The 18690-nt window shown below is 64.5% G+C and carries 16 protein-coding genes; 5 read left to right on the top strand and 11 right to left on the bottom strand.

Annotated elements, in window-relative coordinates; genetic code table 11:
- Window position 1: 1 nt before the first annotated feature.
- Window positions 2-898, bottom strand: coding sequence for a bestrophin family protein (locus M2331_RS08835; protein ID WP_181559939.1), 897 nt, complete (start codon window positions 896-898; stop codon window positions 2-4).
- 194 nt (window positions 899-1092) lie between these two features.
- On the opposite strand from M2331_RS08835, the gene M2331_RS08830 reads away from it, so the two are divergent.
- Window positions 1093-1581, top strand: coding sequence for a GFA family protein (locus tag M2331_RS08830; RefSeq protein WP_181559938.1), 489 nt, complete (start codon window positions 1093-1095; stop codon window positions 1579-1581).
- Window positions 1582-1628: 47 nt separating this feature from the next.
- Here M2331_RS08830 and M2331_RS08825 read toward each other — a convergent pair whose 3' ends face one another.
- The 3 genes from M2331_RS08825 to M2331_RS08815 form a co-directional block, all read right to left on the bottom strand.
- On the bottom strand, window positions 1629-2024 hold the full coding sequence (locus M2331_RS08825) for a hypothetical protein (RefSeq protein ID WP_181559937.1): 396 nt from the start codon (window positions 2022-2024) through the stop codon (window positions 1629-1631).
- Between the two features lie 465 nt (window positions 2025-2489).
- A complete protein-coding gene (gene mfd, locus M2331_RS08820; protein WP_181559936.1) occupies window positions 2490-5951 on the bottom strand; it encodes a transcription-repair coupling factor in 3462 nt (1153 codons plus the stop codon).
- Between the two features lie 189 nt (window positions 5952-6140).
- Window positions 6141-6407, bottom strand: a complete 267-nt coding sequence (locus M2331_RS08815; RefSeq protein WP_181559935.1) for a succinate dehydrogenase assembly factor 2 — start codon at window positions 6405-6407, stop codon at window positions 6141-6143.
- A 97-nt stretch (window positions 6408-6504) separates the two neighbouring features.
- Here M2331_RS08815 and recG point away from each other — a divergent pair, with 97 nt between their 5' ends.
- Window positions 6505-8571 (top strand): ATP-dependent DNA helicase RecG, encoded by a 2067-nt coding sequence (gene recG / locus M2331_RS08810; RefSeq protein ID WP_181559934.1) that lies wholly within the window; start codon window positions 6505-6507, stop codon window positions 8569-8571.
- A 3-nt stretch (window positions 8572-8574) separates the two neighbouring features.
- Here the strand turns inward: recG and M2331_RS08805 are convergent, their stop codons facing one another.
- The 3 genes from M2331_RS08805 to tyrS all read right to left on the bottom strand — a co-directional run bounded on the left by M2331_RS08805 (window position 8575) and on the right by tyrS (window position 10615).
- The gene (locus tag M2331_RS08805; RefSeq protein ID WP_181559933.1) at window positions 8575-8931 is read right to left on the bottom strand and encodes a hypothetical protein; all 357 of its coding nucleotides are present in this window, start codon (window positions 8929-8931) and stop codon (window positions 8575-8577) included.
- Between the two features lie 31 nt (window positions 8932-8962).
- The gene (locus M2331_RS08800) at window positions 8963-9289 is read right to left on the bottom strand and encodes a PilZ domain-containing protein (protein ID WP_181559932.1); all 327 of its coding nucleotides are present in this window, start codon (window positions 9287-9289) and stop codon (window positions 8963-8965) included.
- Between the two features lie 96 nt (window positions 9290-9385).
- Window positions 9386-10615, bottom strand: a complete 1230-nt coding sequence (gene tyrS / locus M2331_RS08795) for a tyrosine--tRNA ligase (RefSeq protein ID WP_181559931.1) — start codon at window positions 10613-10615, stop codon at window positions 9386-9388.
- 63 nt (window positions 10616-10678) lie between these two features.
- Here tyrS and M2331_RS08790 point away from each other — a divergent pair, with 63 nt between their 5' ends.
- Genes M2331_RS08790 through M2331_RS08780 form a run of 3 tightly spaced genes read left to right on the top strand, consistent with a single transcriptional unit; the run spans window position 10679 to window position 13322 of the window.
- Window positions 10679-11233: a DOMON-like domain-containing protein gene (locus M2331_RS08790; RefSeq protein ID WP_181559930.1), complete on the top strand. Its 555-nt coding sequence runs from the start codon at window positions 10679-10681 to the stop codon at window positions 11231-11233.
- Complete coding sequence (locus M2331_RS08785) at window positions 11230-12435, top strand: exo-beta-N-acetylmuramidase NamZ domain-containing protein (RefSeq protein WP_181559929.1); 1206 nt, start codon at window positions 11230-11232, stop codon at window positions 12433-12435. Before M2331_RS08790 ends, M2331_RS08785 begins: the two co-directional genes overlap by 4 nt.
- A gap of 11 nt (window positions 12436-12446) precedes the next feature.
- Window positions 12447-13322: an EamA family transporter gene (locus tag M2331_RS08780; protein ID WP_181559928.1), complete on the top strand. Its 876-nt coding sequence runs from the start codon at window positions 12447-12449 to the stop codon at window positions 13320-13322.
- Window positions 13323-13341: 19 nt separating this feature from the next.
- On the opposite strand, the gene M2331_RS08775 is transcribed toward M2331_RS08780, so the two are convergent.
- The 4 genes from M2331_RS08775 to M2331_RS08760 form a co-directional block, all read right to left on the bottom strand.
- Window positions 13342-14022 (bottom strand): DUF6975 family protein, encoded by a 681-nt coding sequence (locus M2331_RS08775; RefSeq protein WP_181559927.1) that lies wholly within the window; start codon window positions 14020-14022, stop codon window positions 13342-13344.
- Between the two features lie 246 nt (window positions 14023-14268).
- A complete protein-coding gene (gene rpoD, locus M2331_RS08770) occupies window positions 14269-16317 on the bottom strand; it encodes an RNA polymerase sigma factor RpoD (RefSeq protein ID WP_181559926.1) in 2049 nt (682 codons plus the stop codon).
- A gap of 47 nt (window positions 16318-16364) precedes the next feature.
- Complete coding sequence (gene dnaG / locus M2331_RS08765) at window positions 16365-18236, bottom strand: DNA primase (protein WP_181559925.1); 1872 nt, start codon at window positions 18234-18236, stop codon at window positions 16365-16367.
- Window positions 18233-18640 (bottom strand): endonuclease domain-containing protein, encoded by a 408-nt coding sequence (locus M2331_RS08760; protein WP_181559924.1) that lies wholly within the window; start codon window positions 18638-18640, stop codon window positions 18233-18235. Before M2331_RS08760 ends, dnaG begins: the two co-directional genes overlap by 4 nt.
- Window positions 18641-18690: the final 50 nt, after the last annotated feature.

The following is an 18690-nucleotide window of genomic DNA, read 5'->3' as shown; positions in this document are numbered from 1 at the left end:
ATCAGGTCAGGATGTGCTGATCGGGCGCGATGGGCGCGGGGAGATCAGTCGCGCCGAGGCGGGCGAGCATTTCGCGTTCCACCGTCCGCGTCATAGCATCGAGCGGCAAATCGTTGGGATCATAGCCGAACGGGTCTTCCAGCTGATCGCCCAAGGCGTCCAGCCCGAAGAAGGTGTAGCTCGCCACCAGCACCGGAATGAGGGCCCACCAGCCCAGCGAACCAGCCAGGGCGAAAGGCAGCAACAGGCAGAAGACGTAGGTCGTGCGGTGGAGAATGAGCGAATAGGTGAACGGTACCGGCGTGCTGGCGATCCGCTCGCAGGCCGCCTGCACATCGCTGAGCGCCTTGAGCTGCCCCTCGATGAGCGAGTGGTGGATGGGATTGATCTTTTCATCTGCGGAGAGGCGCAAGCAGTGCGCGCCCATCTCGTAGAGCACGGTGTCGGTAGGGTTCGGGGAGGTGCGCCAAGGCCCATCCTTTACCCACCTGCCGATCGCGGCCGCCTCGTCATGCTGGCGCAGGCGGGCAGCAAGACCGTTGGTGAAGCCGCAGATGCCGCGGAGCAGCGGGGTGCGTTCCTCCTCAGGCAGCGAGGAGGTGAGTCGCGCGAAGGAGCGGCTCGCGATGATCAGCGCGCCCCATTGCTTGCGACCCTCCCACCAGCGATCATAACAGGCGCTGTTGCGGAAGCTCATGAAGATGGAGAGCGACAGGCCGATCAGCGCGAATGGAATGCCGCTGATCTGCGCGAACAGCCCGGGCCAGGCGCGCGCCGCGAGAATGGCCGCCACGCTGGCCACGGCGATGCCCGCCAGCCGATGCTGGATATGCGGCATGATCGTGCCGCGATAGGCGAACAGCACTTCGAGCAAGCCAAGGCGGTTGCGAACGATCACGGGCGGACATCTCCTGCCAGGGCACGCGGCCACCGGACATGGGCCGGGCACCGGGCGCGCTCGCCATGCGGAGGATGCGCGCGCAGATCAAGGATTAAGTGGCCGCAAGGGGAAGCGCGCAATGGGCGCTGAGGGAACCGGCGGAGATAAGAGCGGTTCAGCTCGAGAGACGATCACCACAAGAGGACCGTGCCATGCCCCTCAAGCTCGAAGGTTCCTGTCGATGCGGCGCCGTGCGCTTGTCCGTCGACAGCCACGCGCCGGTGCCATTCCTGCGCTGTTATTGCTCGATCTGCCGCAAGACCGCCGGCGGTGGCGGCTATGCCATCAATCTCCACGCCGACAAGCGCACGCTCAAGGTGCAAGGCGAGACCGCCATCTATCACGCTACGCTGGACGATGGTGAAGGCAGCTGCCAGGTCAGCACCGGCGAGCGGCACTTCTGCCCGTCCTGCGCGAGCGCGCTCTGGGTGTTCAGCCCGGAGTATCCTGACCTGCTCCACCCTTTCGCTTCCGCGATCGACAGCGATTTGCCCAAGGCGCCGTCGCTCGTGCACATGATGCTCGGATCAAAGGCGAATTGGGTCGAACCGCAGATCGGGCGGAACGACCAGTGCTTCGACGGCTATCCAGACGAGGGGCTGGAAGACTGGCACCGGGCGCATGGGCTATGGATTGAATAGGACGACGTCCCCTTATACGGCCGCGCTCTAAAGGCGGACGGCCCAAGTTAACGTGCTGGCCAACGCCTGCGCGGCTCCTGGCTGGAGAGCGCAACGGTGTTCTCGTCTTTCTCTTCAATGTTGATTATGTGCTTCGCCGAAAAGGGCAGCTCGGTGCCCAGCCAAAACTCATCATTTTCGGCAATGGAGCTTGGTTCGTTGTCAAGTACGCCAAGATACCCGTCCGCTGTGCGCTCTCTGACGAGAACCCACATCCGCTCCACCGCGACATTCTCATCAGCATCTTCGACGCTAATCCGAAAGATCAGCTTGGCTAGGTCTCCGGGCTCAAGGTTTTCTCGTTTTTGGCGGTCAGGTATCCAAAAGGTCTTTGGCGCTGCGGCATGATAGGTTTCCCCGTCCTCAAGAGACCACCCATCGATCTGAAAATCTGGCTCACGCATCACACAATATTACCTTTGGGGATAAACGTCCGCAAGGTACGGCCAATCGTCCGGAATCAGAAGGTCTGCTTCCAGGCCAAACTTGCCGTTCACGGGTCCTTCTTCACCGCTCCAAAGCGGTTATGGCTTTAAAAGCCGACTGAACGGACTCGACTCCGTTGTGGCGCCGCTGCGTTCGCACTGAGTAGCTGTTGAGCCTGTCGAAGCGGCGTATCGAAGGACTTACCCGTGCGCTGCGATGCTTCGATACGGGTCTTCGATACGCGTCTGCGGCGCTCCTCAGACCCTACTCAGCACGAACGAGGAAGGTTGAAGAAAGCCGGTATCCATAGCTTTTTTCTATCGATAGGAGCCGTAATGGCTCTTCAGGATCGAGCAAAGCTGCCCAGCCGGCTCTGTGCTTCCAACCCTCTAGCGCCATGCCAATACATACCCACATCGCGCACTTCCGCTGTAATCCACCCTTCACCCAATACTCTTCGCCAACCCTTGGCTCAACTTAAGCGCCCCGTTCAGCCGTGCCTTGGGATCACCCCAAGCGCGCTGGATGACGAGTTTGCTGTCGGGCCGCAGCTTGGCGATAGCGCCGAGTTTCTGGACGTAGCCGATCAGGCCCGGGAGATTGCGGCACTGGTCGTTCTGGAAGCTCACCAGCGCGCCGCGCGGGCCGATGTCGATCTTGGCGATGCCGGCCTTGCGGCAATTGAGCTTCACGTCGATTAGGGTCAACAGATTCTGGGTAGGGTCCGGTAGCGGGCCGAAGCGGTCGATCAGCTCGGCGGCGAAGGCCTCGATGGCGCCCTTGTCCTCCAGCTCGTTGATGCGGCGATAGAGGCCCATGCGCAGGTCGAGATCCGGCACATAATCCTCCGGGATCATGATCGGCGCCTCGACATTGATCTGCGGCGAGGACTTGTCCGGTGCCGGGGCGAGCGCGGCACCGCCGGCCTTGGCTTCCATGATCGCCTCTTCCAGCATCGACTGGTAAAGCTCGAAGCCAACCTCCTTGATGTGGCCGCTCTGCTCGTCACCGACGAGATTGCCCGCACCGCGAATGTCGAGATCATGGCTCGCAAGCTGGAAGCCGGCGCCCAGCGTATCGAGATCGGACAGGACTTTGAGCCGCTTTTCGGCCGTCTCCGTCGTCAGCCGATCGGCGGGAGTCGTCATATAGGCATAGGCGCGCGTCTTGGATCGACCCACGCGGCCGCGCAGCTGGTAGAGCTGCGCGAGGCCGAAGCGGTCTGCGCGGTGGATGATGATGGTGTTGGCGCTCGGGATATCGAGGCCGGATTCGACGATGGTCGTCGAGAGCAGCACATCATATTTGCGCTCGTAGAAGGCGGACATGCGCTCCTCCACCTCGCTGGCCGACATCTGACCATGCGCGGAAATGGCGCGCACTTCGGGCACCTTCTCGCGGAGGAAATCCTCCATGTCCGGCATGTCAGAGATACGCGGCACGACGAAATAGGTCTGGCCGCCGCGATAATGCTCGCGCAGCAGCGCCTCGCGCAGCACCACATCGTCCCAGGGCATGACATAGGTGCGCACGGCGAGGCGATCCACGGGCGGCGTCTGGATGACGGACAGCTCGCGCAGGCCGCTCATCGCCATTTGCAGGGTGCGCGGAATCGGCGTTGCGGTGAGGGTGAGGACGTGGACGTCCGCCTTGAGCTGCTTGAGGCGCTCTTTGTGGACCACGCCAAAGCGCTGCTCTTCATCCACGATCACCAGCCCGAGCCGCTTGAACTCCAGCCCCTTGGTCAGCAGGGCATGGGTGCCGATGACGATGTCGATGGTGCCGTCGGCCAGGCCGTCCTTGGTCGCCTTGGTCTCGGTGGTGCCGACAAGGCGGGAGAGGCGCCCGACCTTGAGCGGGAAGCCGCGGAACCGCTCCTCGAAATTGAGGTGATGCTGGCGCGCGAGCAGGGTCGTGGGGCAGATCAACGCAACCTGCGCGCCGGCCATCGCCGCAACGAAGGCGGCGCGCAGCGCGACCTCCGTCTTGCCGAAGCCGACATCGCCGCAAACCAGCCGGTCCATCGGCTTGCCGGCGGCCAGATCGTCAAGCACATCGCTGATCGCGCGATCCTGATCTTCCGTTTCCTCATAGGGGAAGCGGTCGACGAAGGCGGGATAGCCGGCGCTCTCCGCCTCATAGGCAGGCGCAGCCCGCAGGGCCCGTTGCGCAGCAGTGGCAAGCAGCTCTCCGGCGATCTCCCGGATGCGCTCCTTCATCCGCGCCTTGCGGCGTTGCCAGGCCTCGCCGCCGAGCTTGTCCAGCGCGACCGCATCCTCACCCGAACCGTAGCGCGAGAGCACGTCGAGATTCTCGACCGGCACGTAGAGCTTGTCGCCGCCGGCATAAGCGAGCGCCACGCAATCATGCGGCGATTTGCCGACCGGGATCGAGGTCAGGCCCTCATAGCGCCCGATGCCATGATCGACATGGACGACGAGATCGCCCGGCGTGAGGGTAGCAAGTTCGGCAAGGAAAGCGTCCGCGCTCTTGCGCCGCTTCTGACGCCTCACCAGACGATCGCCGAGCATGTCCTGCTCGGTCAGCACTTCCAGTTCGGTATTGGCAAAGCCGTGATCGAGCGGCAGCACGGCCAGCGCCACGCGGCCCGCGGGCGCGCCGAGCGCTTCCTGCCAGCTATCGACCAGTGTGACCCCCCGCACGCCGTGGTCTTCAAGCAAGCCCTTCAGTCGCTCGCGCGCGCCGATGGAGTAGCTGGCGATGATGCGCTTGCGGCCCTTGCGCTGGCTTTGCTCCAGATGCTTGGCCACCGCCTCATAGACATTGCCGCCCTGCGCCCGCTCCGGCGCGAAGTCGCGGGCGCTGTCCACGCCGAAATCGAGCACATGGGCGCTCTCGGGCTCGTGGAAGCTGGAGGTGAGGTGGATCGGCAGCGCCTCGATATCTTGCGCCCACTGATCGGCAGTCAGATAGAGCTGATCCGGCTGCAGCGGGCGATAGCTGCCCGGCGAGGCCGCCGCGGCGGTCGTGCGATTGGCGTGATAATCCCGGATCGCCTCGAAGCGGGCCTCGGCCGCGCCAGCAGTGCCGGCCTCGCGAATCCACAGCGTTCCCTCCGGCAGATGCTCGGCGAGCGGGACGAGCCGGTCCTCGAACAGCGGCAGCCAATGCTCCATGCCGGCCAGACGCCGCCCGTCGCTCACCGCCTGATACAGCGGATCGCCCGTGGCGGTCGCGCCGAACATCTCGCGGTAGCGGCTGCGGAAGCGCTTAATGCTCTCCTCATCGAGCAGCGCCTCGGAGGCGGGCAAGAGCATGAAGCCATCGACCGCCCCGGTGGTGCGCTGGGTCGCGGGATCGAACCGGCGCAGCGTCTCGATCTCGTCGCCGAAGAAATCGAGCCGCAACGGGCCGGGTTCGCCGGAGGGATAGAGATCGACGATGCCACCGCGCACGGCATATTCGCCGGCATCATGCACCGTATCCGTGCGGACATAGCCGTTGGATTGAAGCAGGCTGACCAGCCGGTCGATGGCGATCCGCTCGTTCGGAGCCAGGCGCGCAACCATCTGGCGGATGCGGAAAGGCGTCAGCGTCTTCTGCGTGACCGCGTTGACGGTGGTGATGACCAACTGCGGCCCTTTGGGCGTGCCCTGCAGGGCGTGCAGGCCCGCCAGCCGCTCGGACGCGGCGCGCAATGAAGGGGAGGCGCGGTCGTAAGGCAGGCAGTCCCAGGCGGGAATGCTCACCACCTCCAGCTCGGGCGCGAAATAGCGAACGGTCTGCGCAATCGCATCGGCCATCTGGCCATCGGCGGCGATGAAGCAGGCGCGCTCCTTCGCCGCGCGGGCGAGGTCGGCGAGCAGCACGGGCAGGAAACCCGCGGGCACGCCGGAGAGCGTGAGCGGCGCCTTGGCCGAGAGGATGCGGGATATGTCGGTCATTAGTGTGTTCGCCTCTGCCTTCCGTTCGTGTCGAGCCCTTCGACTGCCCGCAGGGCGGGCGCTCAGGATAAACTTCAGCCAGAGGCTGAAGTCGAGACACGGGTAGCGCTTTGGGATTGGCGTTGGCCCGCTGGTTCTCGACTACGCTCGAACCGAACGGAGGTTGGGAGGGTCAAGAAAGGGGAGGGCTCACTTCGCAATCGGAACATAATCAAGCCTGCGCATCGCTTCCATCATCGCGCCTTCGTAATGCGCGGGGCAGGGAAGAGTGCCGATGGCCCAGGCCATGATGTCGACATCCTCTTCCTCGAGCAGCGCCTCGAACAGATCGGCTTGTTTCTGCGTGAAGCTCGCGGCGTGGGCATCGAAGAAGCCGCCGATCATCAGATCAGCTTCCTTCGTGCCCCGGTGCCAGGCGCGGAATTTGAGGCGGCGCAGGCGGGTCTCGTCGATCATGTCCGGTCCTTTTCGCGCGGCGCTCGGGTGCGCGTTTTGTCATGATTGGCCGGCGGGCACTTTTCCGGCCCTCCAGCTTCGACTAGGGCAGATAGCGATGCGGCCCGACATTCTCAATCCGCTGTTCACGGAAAGCACGGCGCTCAAGGGCGTGGGAAGCGCTTCGGCCAAGCCGCTGGAGCGCCTGGGCCTCACGCGCGTGGTCGATCTCGCCTTCCATCTGCCGGTGAGCTGGATCGAGCGGCAGCGCGTGCGGCGGCTTGCGGAAGCCGAGACGGGGCGGATGGTTGCGCTTGTGCTGACGGCGCAGGACTATCGCGCCTCGGGCACGGCACGGGCGCCGTTTCGCATCCGCGCCGTGGATATGGCCGGCGACCCGGTGAGCATCGTCTATTTCGGTAAGAACAGCGGATGGCCGCGCAAGCTCTTCCCGCTCGGCGAGCCGCGCTTTGTTTCCGGTCGGCTCGATCAGTTCGGGGACGACTTGCAGATCGTCCACCCCGATCATGTCGTGCCGGTGGAAGAGGCGGGTCAGATTGCCGATTGCGAGCCCGTCTACGGTCTTTCGGACGGCATCACCAATGGCCGGCTGCGCGATCTTGTCGCGCAATCGGTCGAGCGCGGGCCGGCTCTGGATGAGTGGATCGAACCGGGGCTGCGCGCCCACAAGGGCTGGCCGAGCTGGCAGGAAGCGCTCAAGGCCACGCACGAGACGCCCGGCGCAAAGCCCGCGCGCGAGCGCCTGGCCTATGACGAGGTGTTCGCAAGCCAGCTTGCGCTGATGCTGCTGCGGGCCTCGACACGCCGCCGGCGCGGGCTTCCGCTGGCCGGAGACGGACATTTGCGCGACGCCTTGCGCCTGCCATTCGCCCCCACCGGCGCCCAGCGCCGTGCGTTTGCCGAGATCGAGGGGGACATGGCGCAGGCTGTGCCGATGCTCCGGCTGCTGCAGGGCGATGTGGGCTCGGGTAAGACGCTGGTGGCGCTGATGGCACTGCTCAATGCGGTGGAAGCCGGTGCGCAGGCGACCTTTCTGGCGCCGACGGAAATTCTCGCCCGCCAGCATTTCGCCAGCCTTCAGACGATGCTGGCCGGCCTGCCGGTGAACGTCGCGATCCTGACCGGGCGGGACAAGGGTAAGGCGCGCGAATCGACGCTGATGGGGCTGGCCGATGGCAGCATCCACATCCTCGTGGGCACCCATGCGATCTTTCAGGAGGCCGTCACCTATCGCAACCTCGGCCTTGCGGTCATTGACGAGCAGCATCGCTTCGGCGTGTCGCAGCGGCTGATGCTGACGGCCAAGGCGGAACGGACGCCGCATCTGCTGGTGATGACCGCCACGCCCATTCCCCGCACGCTCTGCCTCGCGCAATATGGCGATATGGACGTCTCAAGGCTCGATGAGATGCCGCCCGGCCGCCAGAGCATCGACACGCGGGTCATCGGGGACGATCGGCTGGAGGATATCGTCTCCGCACTCGGCCGCCATATTGCGGCGGGGCGTCAGGCCTATTGGGTGTGCCCGCTGGTGGAGCAGAGCGAGGATGGCGACGAGCCGGCAGCGGAAGCGCGCACTGCGATGCTCAAGGCGCGGTTCGGCGCGGATGTCGTCGGCATGGTCCACGGGCAAATGCCCGGCCCGGAGAAGGATGCGGTCATGGAGGCCTTCTCGCGCGGGCAGCTCAAGCTGCTGGTGGCGACGACGGTGATTGAGGTCGGCGTGGACGTGCCCAATGCCACGCTGATGATCGTGGAAGCGGCGGAGCGCTTCGGCCTTGCGCAGCTGCACCAGTTGCGCGGGCGCGTGGGGCGCGGCGATCAGCGCAGTTTCTGCATGTTGCTGCACGGGAGCAACCTCTCCGAGACAGCGCGCTCGCGTCTCGCCCTGATGCGGGAGACCAATGATGGCTTCCGCATCGCAGAGGAAGATCTGAAATTGCGCGGGGCTGGCGAAATCCTCGGTACGCGCCAATCGGGCGAGCAGCGCTTTCGGCTGGCCAGCCCGGAACAGATCCAATCGCTGCTGGATGCCGCGCATGACGATGCCCGTCTGCTCATGGACCGCGATGGCGGGCTGGCCTCCCCGCGCGGACAGGCCGCGCGGCTGTGCCTTTATCTGTTCGAGCGCGATGCGGCGATCAGTCTGCTCGCCAGCGGCTGAGCGTCAGCCGTCGGTCTGTGGCCGGGTGATGCGTGCCAGAATATCGAGATAGGCCCGCGCATCGATAGGCTGGAGGAATTGCGCGCCAAAGCATCCCCGCAGGCTCCAGCGGATTTGCGCATCCTGCGTGGTGATGAGCGGCAAGCGAAGGGCGACCGGTTCGCCGCGCTCGAAGCGTGCGAAACCGCAGCGGGCTTGAAATCCCCAGACCGAAAAGTCGATCAGCTCGACCTCGATGGGGTCCGTGCCGCGCGGCCGGGATACATGGGTCTGGAAGGAGATGGCGTCGCGTGAAACGACGCGGCGCCGGCTGTGACTCAGCTCGGATCGGACAGCCCGGCTCCATGCTTCGTCGCCCATCGTTCAGGCTCCAGCGCGGCTGGCGCGAGGGTCAGCGGCCGGGATGATCGGGGCCCTTCAGCCGCAGGAGCATGATGTCATACTCCTTGTCCGCGATCGCTGACTCGAATTCGACACCGAGGCGCGCACTGTTCGCCCAGATCGCGCGCCCCCGCAACATGCCGATCTGCGGCACATCGATGGTGAGGCTTTCGCCGATCGACACCAGTTGATCGCAGCGGATCATGCAGCCGCTCGGCGAAATGTTGATGAGCACGGCCGGCGATGGCGGGAGGGTGCCCCCCCAGATCTGCACGGGGCTTTCCACGGCGTCCCGTTCGTAGCGGCGCGGCTCGTCCATCGAGAAGGCAAACGTCATGGATCAGACTCCCAGTCGGAGTCTGATCCTGTCAGGGACCGGTAAACATCTGATAAACTCGGCGTAATCGAGGCGCGAACGCCCCGCTCCGGCAGCTTAGCGGCTGAGCAGCGCGTGCCGCTTCTTGCCGAGGCTGAGCTTCACCGGCGTCCCGCCAATCGCGATCAGATGCTTTTCATCGCGCACCGGCTCGTCGTCGACGCGGACGGCGCCTTCGGCAATCTTGCGGCGCGCCTCGCCATTGGAGGCGGCCAGCCCGGCCTGGGTGAGGGCCGTGACCAGGGCGATGCTGCCTTCCGAGACGTGGACGGTCGGCAAATCCGCAGCCGCCGCCGCGCCTTGCTCGAAGGTGAGGCGGGCGGTTTCGGCAGCGCCATCCGCAGCGGCCCGGCCACGGCAAAGCGCCGTTGCCTCATTGGCGAGGATCTTCTTGGCCTCGTTGATCTCCGCGCCTTGCAGCGCTTCGAGCCGCCGGATTTCGTCCATCGGCACATCGGTGAACAGGCGCAGGAACCGCCCGACATCGCGATCATCCGTGTTCCGCCAGAACTGCCAATAGTCGAAATGCGGCAGCATCGCCTCGTTCAGCCAGACGGCGCCCGCCATCGTCTTGCCCATCTTGCCGCCATCGGCCGTGGTGATGAGCGGCGTGGTGACGCCGTAGACTTCCGTGCCATCCACCCGGCGCGAGAGCTCGATACCGTTGACGATATTGCCCCACTGGTCCGATCCGCCCATTTGCAGCCGGCAACCTGCCCGACGGGAAAGCTCGAGGAAGTCATAGGCCTGGAGGATCATGTAATTGAACTCCAGGAAGCTCAGCGACTGCTCGCGATCCAGCCGCAGCTTGACCGAATCGAAGCTGAGCATCCGGTTGACCGAGAAGTGCTGGCCGTAATCCCGCAGGAACGGCAGATATTCGAGCGCGTCCAGCCACTCGGCGTTGTCGGCCATGATCGCGTCGGTCGGACCATCGCCGAAGGTCAGGAAGTTCTCGAACACCGTCTTGATGGAAGCGATGTTGCTGTTGATCGTCTCGACGGTCATCAGCTTGCGCGCTTCATCCTTGAAGCTGGGGTCGCCGACCTTGCCGGTCCCACCACCCATCAGCACGATGGGCTTGTGGCCGGTCTGCTGCATGCGACGCAGCAGCATGATCTGCACCATCGAGCCCACGTGCAGCGAGGGCGCGGTGGGATCAAAGCCGATATAGCCCGGAACGACCTGCCTGGCGGCGAGCGCATCCAGCGCGCTTGCGTCAGTAATCTGGTGGATATAGCCCCGCTCTTCGAGCAGGTTCAGCAGGTCGGACTTGTAGCTTGTCATGATCGCCCTTTGGGAAGCGCGGGGTTATTGAAACGCGGGGGCGCTTAGCATGGGATGGGAAGGATGAGTAGTATTTTGGCCCGCGCCGCTCTGGTCTGCCATCCGGATACGCCCTGCGATGCACTGGCGGCGCTGGGCATGCAGATTGAGCTGACCGACGATCATGGTTGGGAGATTGGCTTCGTGGCGATGAGTCGGATTGTCGATCTGCGTCTGCCCAAGGCCGCGCCAGGCATTCATACCGATGAGCTATGGCGCACCACCTGCTTCGAGCTGTTCGTGGCGCAGGACGATGATGCCTATGCCGAGTATAATTTCTCGCCTTCCGGCGCCTTCGCGGCCTATCATTTCGACCATTATCGCACCGGTATGAGGCCCTTCGAGATCCCCGCGCCGCGTATCCTGCAGGCGGCAGATGCCGAGCGGCTGTCGCTGTCCATCCGCCTTCCCGAAGACGCGCTGGTGTGGGATCGATCAGGGCCGATCGGCGCCAGCGCGGTCATTGAGGAGGCGAACGGCTCTCTGAGCTATTGGGCGCTGGCGCATCCACCCGGACGGCCAGACTTTCACCACCGGGATTGCTTCGCGCTGCGGCTTCCGCCAGTGGACCGGGCATGAGCTTTCTGACTGGTCTCGATCGCCTGCTGGCCGACCCTGCGCTGCGTGCGCCGCTTGCCGGCCAGCGCGTCTGTCTGCTGGCGCATCCCGCTTCCGTCACCGCGGACCTCACCCACGCGCTCGATGCACTGGCGGCCTGTGGCGACATCCGGCTGACCGCCGCCATGGGGCCGCAGCATGGCCTGCGGGGCGACAAGCAGGACAATATGATGGAATCGCCGGATTTCATCGATCCTGCTCACGGCATCCCGGTGTTCAGCCTTTATGGCGAGGTCCGCCGGCCGACGGCGCAGATGATGGACTCGGCCGACATATTCCTCGTCGACCTGCAGGATCTAGGCTGCCGCATCTACACCTTCGTGACGACTTTGCTCTATCTGCTCGAGGCGGCGGAAAAGGCCGGCAAGAGCGTGTGGGTGCTGGACCGGCCCAATCCCGCCGGGCGGCCTATCGAGGGGCTAACCCTCCGGCCGGGCTGGGAGAGCTTCGTCGGTGCCGGGCCGATGCCCATGCGCCATGGCCTCACCATGGGCGAACTGGGGCAGTGGTTCATTGCGCATTTCGGCCTGAACGTGGGTTATCGCGTGATCGCCATGCAGGGTTATGCGCCTGACGCGCCGCCGGGCTTCGGCTGGCCCACTGAGCGCATCTGGGTCAATCCCAGCCCCAACGCGCCCAATCTCAACATGGCCCGCTGTTATGCCGGGACGGTGATGCTGGAAGGCGCGACGCTATCGGAAGGGCGGGGGACGACGCGCCCGCTGGAGCTGTTCGGCGCGCCCGATATCGACGCGCGCAAGGTGATCGGCAAGATGCAGGCGCTGGCGTCGCACTGGCTGGCAGGATGCATCCTGCGCGACTGCTGGTTCGAGCCGACCTTTCACAAGCATGTCGGCGCCTTGTGCGCCGGCGTCCATATCCACGCCGAAGGGCCGGCTTACGCGCATCAGGCCTTCCGCCCATGGCGGGTGCAGGCACTGGCCTTCAAGGCGATCCGCGCGCTGTACCCGGACTATTCGCTCTGGCGCGATTTCCCTTATGAATATGAGATCGGCAAGTTGCCCATCGACGTCATCAATGGATCGCCCTTGCTGCGCGAGTGGGTGGATGACGGCGCCGCGACGGCGGCAGACTTGGATGATATTGCCGGGGCTGACGAACGTGCCTGGGCGGAGACCCGCGCGGCACATCTGCTTTACTGAGCGGTGGGAGGATGAAGGGTGACTCAGAACCGGCGGCGGGGCTGGCGCTGTTGCCGGTGCTGGCTGTGGTCGGATCGACGGCCTGCTTCCAGTTCGGGGCGGCTTTCGCCAAGGGGCTGTATCCCTCGGTCGGGCCGATCGGCGCGTCAGCCCTGCGCATCCTGTTCGCGGCGCTCATTCTGCTGGTGTTGGTCCGGCCGTGGCGGGCGTGGCCTGCGCGGCCGGACTGGCTGGCGCTGCTGGGCCTTGGTACCTGCGTTGCGGGGGCTATTCTCTTTTTCTACCTCGCCATCGCGCATCTGCCGCTGGGCATCGCAATCTCCATCCAATCTCTAGGGCCATTGACGCTCGCCGCCTGCATGGCGAAGCGTGCCGTCCACTTGTTCTGGGTCGCGCTGGCGGGCCTCGGCATCTGGTGTCTGGTGGGTGCCGATGGCGCCAAAGGGGTGCTGGAACCGGTGGGGCTGTTGTTCGCGCTCATCGCTGCAGCCTGCTGGGCAGGCTACATCCTGTGCGGCCGCAGGGTGGCCACATCCTTCGGCGCTGGAGGTGCGGCCTTGTCGCTCTGCGTGGCCGCGCTTCTCGTCGTACCGGTGGGCATGATGCAGAACGGGGTGGGGCTCTTCGCGCCTGCCTTGCTTCCGCTCGCGCTGCTGGTGGCGATCCTGTCCGCAGCCATTCCCTTGTCGCTGGAGCTTTATGCGTTGCCCAGGTTGCCAGCCCGCAACTTTGCGGTGCTGACCAGCCTCGAACCGGCCTTCGCCGTTCTGGCCGGGCTGTTCATGCTGGGCGAACGTCTCAGCGCCATCCAACTCGCCGGCATCGCAATGGTGGTGGCCGCCAGCATGGGCTCGGTGATGAGCAGGAGAAAGACCACGCCAGCATAAGCCCGGCGTTCACTCGATCTTACTGGCTGCTCTGTCGCGCGCCAGCCCTGGCCTTGAGCAAGTTCCACATGCCGCGATGCTGCACGAGCAACTGATCGGCGCCGAATTGCACGGCACGCGAGAAGCGCTCGACCTGGGGAAGGTCGTCCAGCAGAGCCACCGTGTCAGACTGGCTGGGGAGGGTGGTTTCGGCCGGCTCAATGCCGAGGCTGAGCGCACCGACGTCGAGGATCTTGCGGATGGCCTGCCATTCCAGCACCAGCGTGATCGCCGTGCCGAGCGCGCAACCGCGCCGTTCGGACTGAGCAAGCATCTCAATGGCATGGCTTTGCTGGGCGATGGCCGCAGTCGCCTCACTATGACGCGGCGTGCTCGGCACCGGCCCGGCCGCAGCGCAGAGGCGATGCATATAGTCGCGTTCTTCGGCAAAGGCGCTGGTCGAGCGGATCAGCCAATCGCGGGCGACCGGCTCTGCGGTGTGAACAGCGGCATGATCGACAACGCCCGGGATCTGGCCGTGGAGCAGAACGAGAAGGTGGATGAAGTCCGCAAAGTCGGCCGAGTGCCGCGCAAAGGATATCCGCTCGCCGGCCAGCACGGGCGCGCAGTAGGAATGTGTCGCGGACCCTTCGCTCTCCACAAGCGCAAGCACTCGGGCGGAAAGACCGGTCTCAACGAAATCAAGCGGGCGCGGGTCCATATCAAGCCTTAGAATGCCGAACCGACGGGCCGGCAATTTTCCCCGCGGCGATGTAACGCGCAGGAAGTTAACAAGATGTTGAAAACGCTCCAACCAAGCAACGCGAGCCTGTTTTATTTCAGAGTATTAGCTCGGCCGCGCAGGTCGCGTAGACATGCTAAGGTTCTTGGGTCTGGCAGGTATTGCGCGCACGAAAAAGGCGGCGGAAGCGCGCAACGCCTCCGCCGCCTGATCTGATTTCGGATCTTACTGGTCCAGGAAGCTGCGCATCTTGCGGCTGCGACTCGGGTGCTTGAGCTTGCGCAGCGCCTTTGCCTCAATCTGGCGGATGCGCTCGCGCGTCACTGAGAATTGCTGGCCGACTTCTTCCAGCGTATGATCGGTGTTCATGCCGATGCCGAAGCGCATGCGCAGCACGCGCTCCTCGCGCGGGGTGAGGCTCGCCAGGACGCGGGTGACCGTTTCCTTGAGGTTGGCCTGGATGGCGGCATCCACAGGAATGATCGCGTTCTTGTCCTCGATGAAATCGCCGAGGTGCGAATCTTCCTCGTCGCCGATCGGCGTCTCGAGGGAGATCGGCTCCTTGGCGATCTTCATCACCTTGCGGACCTTCTCGAGCGGCATGGAGAGGCGCTCGGCCATTTCCTCGGGCGTGGGCTCGCGGCCCTGCTCGTGGAGGAACTGGCGGCTGGTGCGGACCAGCTTGTTGATCGTCTCGATCATGTGGACCGGAATACGGATGGTGCGGGCCTGATCGGCGATCGAGCGGGTGATCGCCTGGCGGATCCACCAGGTCGCATAGGTGCTGAACTTGTAGCCGCGGCGATATTCGAACTTATCCACCGCTTTCATCAGGCCGATATTGCCCTCCTGGATCAGATCCAGGAATTGCAGGCCGCGATTGGTGTACTTCTTGGCGATCGAGATCACGAGCCGGAGATTGGCCTCGACCATTTCCTTCTTCGCAATGCGCGCCTCGCGCTCGCCCTTCTGCACCATGTTCACGATGCGACGGAACTCGGGCAGGGATGTGCCGGTCGACTGCGCGATTTCGGAGACTTCCGCGCGGATGCGCTCGACAGCGTCTACCTCATTGGCCGCAAAGGCCGCCCATTTCTTGTCGAGCTTGCTGACCTTCTCCAGCCAGCCATCGTCCAGCTCCTGGCCGACATACTGGTCGAGGAAGTCCTTGCGCGGGACCTTGTGGCGCTCGGCGAGGCGCAGCATCTGGCCGCCCAGCGTCGTCAGGCGCCGGTTGAAGGCGTAAAGCTGATCGACGAGATATTCGATCTTCTGCTGGTGGAACTGGACGCTTTCGACTTCTGCCGTCAGGTCCTCGCGCAGCTTGTGGTAGCTCGCTTCGTCCTTGGCCGGGAATTCCATGCCATTGCCGAGCGCGACCAGTCGGGCCTGCTGGATTTTGCCGAACTTGCCATACAGCTCGGTGATGTTCGCGAACTTCTCGAGCGCGGCGGGCTTGAGCAGCTCTTCCATGGCGGCGAGCGAGAGGGTGTTATCCTCCTCGTCGTCCTCTTCCTGGCGCGCCGTGCGGCGTTCGACCATGGAATCATCGTCGTCACCGTCGGCTTCCGGCTCATCCTTTACCTCGTCCTCGTCCTTGAACGAGGGACCGGCGGTCTTTTCGGAAATCTCGCCATCGTCGTCTTCGCCGTCTTCCGACAGGCTTTCCGGCGCCGGGTCCTTGGAAAGCATCGCGTCGAGATCGAGAATCTCGCGCAACTGCATCTCGCCATTGTTGAGCGCGGTTGACCAGCCGATGATCGCGTTGAACGTCGTTGGGCTTTCGCACAGGCCGAGGATCATGGTGTCACGACCGGCCTCGATCCGCTTGGCGATGGCAATCTCGCCCTCGCGGCTGAGCAGTTCCACTGCGCCCATTTCGCGCAGGTACATGCGCACCGGATCGTCGGTGCGGTCGGTCGTCGTCTGCTTCTTCTCGGCGACATTGCCGGAGCCGTCTTCCTCGTCCGAACCATTGTCGATGGACTCGACTTCGGATTCGGGCTGCTCTTCGCCGTCATCACCCTGTTCTTCGTTCTCGACGATGTTGATGCCCATGTCGCTAAGCGCCGAGGTGATGTCCTCGATCTGGTCGGAGGACATCTCGCCTTGCGGGAGGGCGCTGTTCAGCTCGTCATAGGTGATGTAGCCACGCTTCTTGGCACGGGCGATCAGCTTTTTGATGGACGCTTCGTTGAGATCGAGAAGGGGGGCATCGCCGCCCTCTTCGCCACTCTCCGGGTTTCCAGCGTTTCCATTGATCTTCGTCGCCATGCGTTGCCTTGCTCCGGGCCAAGCGCGGTGCCGCGCGGGCCTGTTATTCACTCTTCGAGGGGTTGGGCCAGCTCGGCGGCTCGTGCCGCCAGGTCTTCCTTGAGCTTGCGCAGGGCTTGCTGGCGGGCGAAACTCGCCTCGTCCAGATTCTCCGCCATCGCTCTCGTCGCCGCCGCCAGCTCCGCTTCGATTCGCGGCATCGCCACCAGCACCCCGATGGCTTCCGCCAGATCGCGCTGTGCACGCCATCCGTCGGCTTCGGCCTGGGTGAGGGTGAAATGCAGCGCGTCGGCGCGGAGCAACCCCTTCGCCATATTATACAGCTCAGTGCTGCCCAATATGGTAAGGAGCGCCTCGGTTTCAACAGTTTCTTGGCGATCGGCTGCTTTGAGCAGAGCGTCCAACAAATTTGCCAGCCCGGAGTCGGGGGGTGAGAGGCTGTCCAGTGCCTCGCGGTGGACGAGGATCTCGCCCGGAAAGCGCAAGAGGCCGGCCAGAACGGCGCGTAAAAGCAGCATGTCTCCGCCGGTTTCGCGGATCGCCTTGGCATCCTGTGTAGCCGGCGGGGGCGGGGCGATCCAGCGGCCACCCTTCATCGTGCCGCCCCCGCGACTGGCCGATCGCCCCTCGAAGCGGGCGTTGGACGCGGCGCGCGGCGCGAAGAACAGCGCGTCGTAACGCTCCTTGAACAGGCGAGAATAGAGCGCCCGGATGTCGCTATCGGCGATTGTGGCGGCGAGCGCATTGAGACGCTGCTTGAGGCCAGCGCGTTCTTCCGGCGTGGCCAGCGGCGCGGCATCATGCTCGCTGCTCCACATGAGGTCCGCCAGCGGGATCGAGCTTGCGAGCACAGCCTCGAAGGCTTGAAGCCCCTCGGCCCGCAACAGATCATCAGGATCCTGCCCGGCCGGCAGCGTCGCAAAAGCAAGGCTGTGACCGGGGCGCAGCAGCGGCAAAGCGCGGTGGGCGGCACGGATCGCCGCACGCTGCCCGGCACTATCGCCATCGAAGCACAGGATCGGCGTCTCCACCATGCTCCACAATTTCTCGATCTGCGCTTCCGTTAGCGCTGTGCCCAGGGGGGCCACAGCCTCGGCAATGCCAGCCTGGGCAATGGCGATCACGTCCATGTAGCCCTCGACGACGATGATGCGGCCCGCTTTGCGCGCGGCAGGCGCCGCCTTGTCGAGGTTGAAGAGCGTGCGACCCTTGTCGAACAGCGGCGTCTCGGGCGAGTTGAGATATTTGGGCTCACCCTGGCCCAGAATCCGTCCGCCAAAGGCGATCACGCGCCCGCGCTGGTCGCGGATGGGGATCATCAAACGCCCGCGAAAACGATCGTAACTGTCTCGCTCGCTGTCTTCCGGCCGGATGAGCATGCCGGCCTCGACCAGCATGTCCTCGGGGAAGTCGCGTAGCGCGGTCTTGAGCTTGCCGCGACTATCCGGCGCGAAACCCAGCCCAAACGCGCGGCGGGTCGCGTCCGTAAGCGCGCGCTTATGCAGATAGGCGCGCGCCTCGGCGCCATCGAGCCCGCCAAGCTGATCCTCAAACCAGTTCTGCGCCGCGGCGGTCACGTCATGCAGCGATTTCGCCTGCTCGGCCCGCTTGGCGGCGCGCGGATCGGGCGCGGGCACCTCCATCCCGGCGGCGGCGGCAAGCTCCTTGACCGCATCCAGGAAGGGCAGGCCGCGCTGATCCGTCATCCAACGGATCGCGTCACCATGCGCCCCGCAGCCGAAGCAATGGTAGAAGCCCTTCTCGTCGTTGATCGTGAAGCTGGGCGTCTTCTCGTTGTGGAAAGGGCAGCACGCCTTATATTCGCGCCCGGCCTTCTGGACCTTGATCGTCTTGCCGATGAGCGTGGAGAGGGTGGTGCGGGCGCGGAGTTCGTCCAGCCATTGCGGGGTGAGGCTCATTTCATGCGCCCCTTTGTAACGGATCGCTCCCCTCCCGCTAGCGGGAGGGGTTGGGGGAGGGCGGCAAGCGCTCTCTCGATCTCTAGCGCGATCCCTTCGACATTGCCCAGCACATCATGATTCCAAAAGCGCAGCACCTGATAACCTTGCGCCTCAAGCCATGCGGTCCGCGCTTGATCCATCTCGCCGTCTTCGTCATGCTGGCCCCCGTCCACCTCGACGATCAGGCGTGGCGTGCGGGCAACGAAATCGCAGACATAAGGACCGATGCACACCTGCCGGTTGAACCGAGTGCCGGCGACTTTGCGATTGCTGATGGCGGTCCAAAGCCTGCGCTCGGCATCTGTCGCATTATTGCGAAGTTCGCGTGCACGATCGGTGTTGGCGCGGTTGGGCCAAATCATGCCCTCCCCCGACCCCTCCCGCACGCGGGAGGGGAGAAGAGTGCAATAGA

This window comes from Sphingobium sp. B10D7B, from assembly GCF_025961955.1.
GTDB lineage: Bacteria > Pseudomonadota > Alphaproteobacteria > Sphingomonadales > Sphingomonadaceae > Sphingobium.
The sequence above is the reverse complement of the archived record's forward strand: the minus strand, read 5'-3'. Positions and strand labels throughout refer to the sequence as shown.

Excerpts from the sequence above, each read along its gene's own strand:
- M2331_RS08830 (WP_181559938.1), top strand. The coding sequence starts at position 1,093 with ATGCCCCTCAAGCTCGAAGGTTCCTGTCGATGCGGCGCCGTGCGCTTG.
- M2331_RS08825 (WP_181559937.1), bottom strand. The coding sequence starts at position 2,024 with ATGCGTGAGCCAGATTTTCAGATCGATGGGTGGTCTCTTGAGGACGGG.
- mfd (WP_181559936.1), bottom strand. The coding sequence starts at position 5,951 with ATGACCGACATATCCCGCATCCTCTCGGCCAAGGCGCCGCTCACGCTC.
- M2331_RS08815 (WP_181559935.1), bottom strand. The coding sequence starts at position 6,407 with ATGATCGACGAGACCCGCCTGCGCCGCCTCAAATTCCGCGCCTGGCAC.
- recG (WP_181559934.1), top strand. The coding sequence starts at position 6,505 with ATGCGGCCCGACATTCTCAATCCGCTGTTCACGGAAAGCACGGCGCTC.
- M2331_RS08805 (WP_181559933.1), bottom strand. The coding sequence starts at position 8,931 with ATGGGCGACGAAGCATGGAGCCGGGCTGTCCGATCCGAGCTGAGTCAC.
- M2331_RS08800 (WP_181559932.1), bottom strand. The coding sequence starts at position 9,289 with ATGACGTTTGCCTTCTCGATGGACGAGCCGCGCCGCTACGAACGGGAC.
- tyrS (WP_181559931.1), bottom strand. The coding sequence starts at position 10,615 with ATGACAAGCTACAAGTCCGACCTGCTGAACCTGCTCGAAGAGCGGGGC.
- M2331_RS08790 (WP_181559930.1), top strand. The coding sequence starts at position 10,679 with ATGAGTAGTATTTTGGCCCGCGCCGCTCTGGTCTGCCATCCGGATACG.
- M2331_RS08785 (WP_181559929.1), top strand. The coding sequence starts at position 11,230 with ATGAGCTTTCTGACTGGTCTCGATCGCCTGCTGGCCGACCCTGCGCTG.
- M2331_RS08780 (WP_181559928.1), top strand. The coding sequence starts at position 12,447 with ATGAAGGGTGACTCAGAACCGGCGGCGGGGCTGGCGCTGTTGCCGGTG.
- M2331_RS08775 (WP_181559927.1), bottom strand. The coding sequence starts at position 14,022 with ATGGACCCGCGCCCGCTTGATTTCGTTGAGACCGGTCTTTCCGCCCGA.
- rpoD (WP_181559926.1), bottom strand. The coding sequence starts at position 16,317 with ATGGCGACGAAGATCAATGGAAACGCTGGAAACCCGGAGAGTGGCGAA.
- dnaG (WP_181559925.1), bottom strand. The coding sequence starts at position 18,236 with ATGAGCCTCACCCCGCAATGGCTGGACGAACTCCGCGCCCGCACCACC.
- M2331_RS08760 (WP_181559924.1), bottom strand. The coding sequence starts at position 18,640 with ATGATTTGGCCCAACCGCGCCAACACCGATCGTGCACGCGAACTTCGC.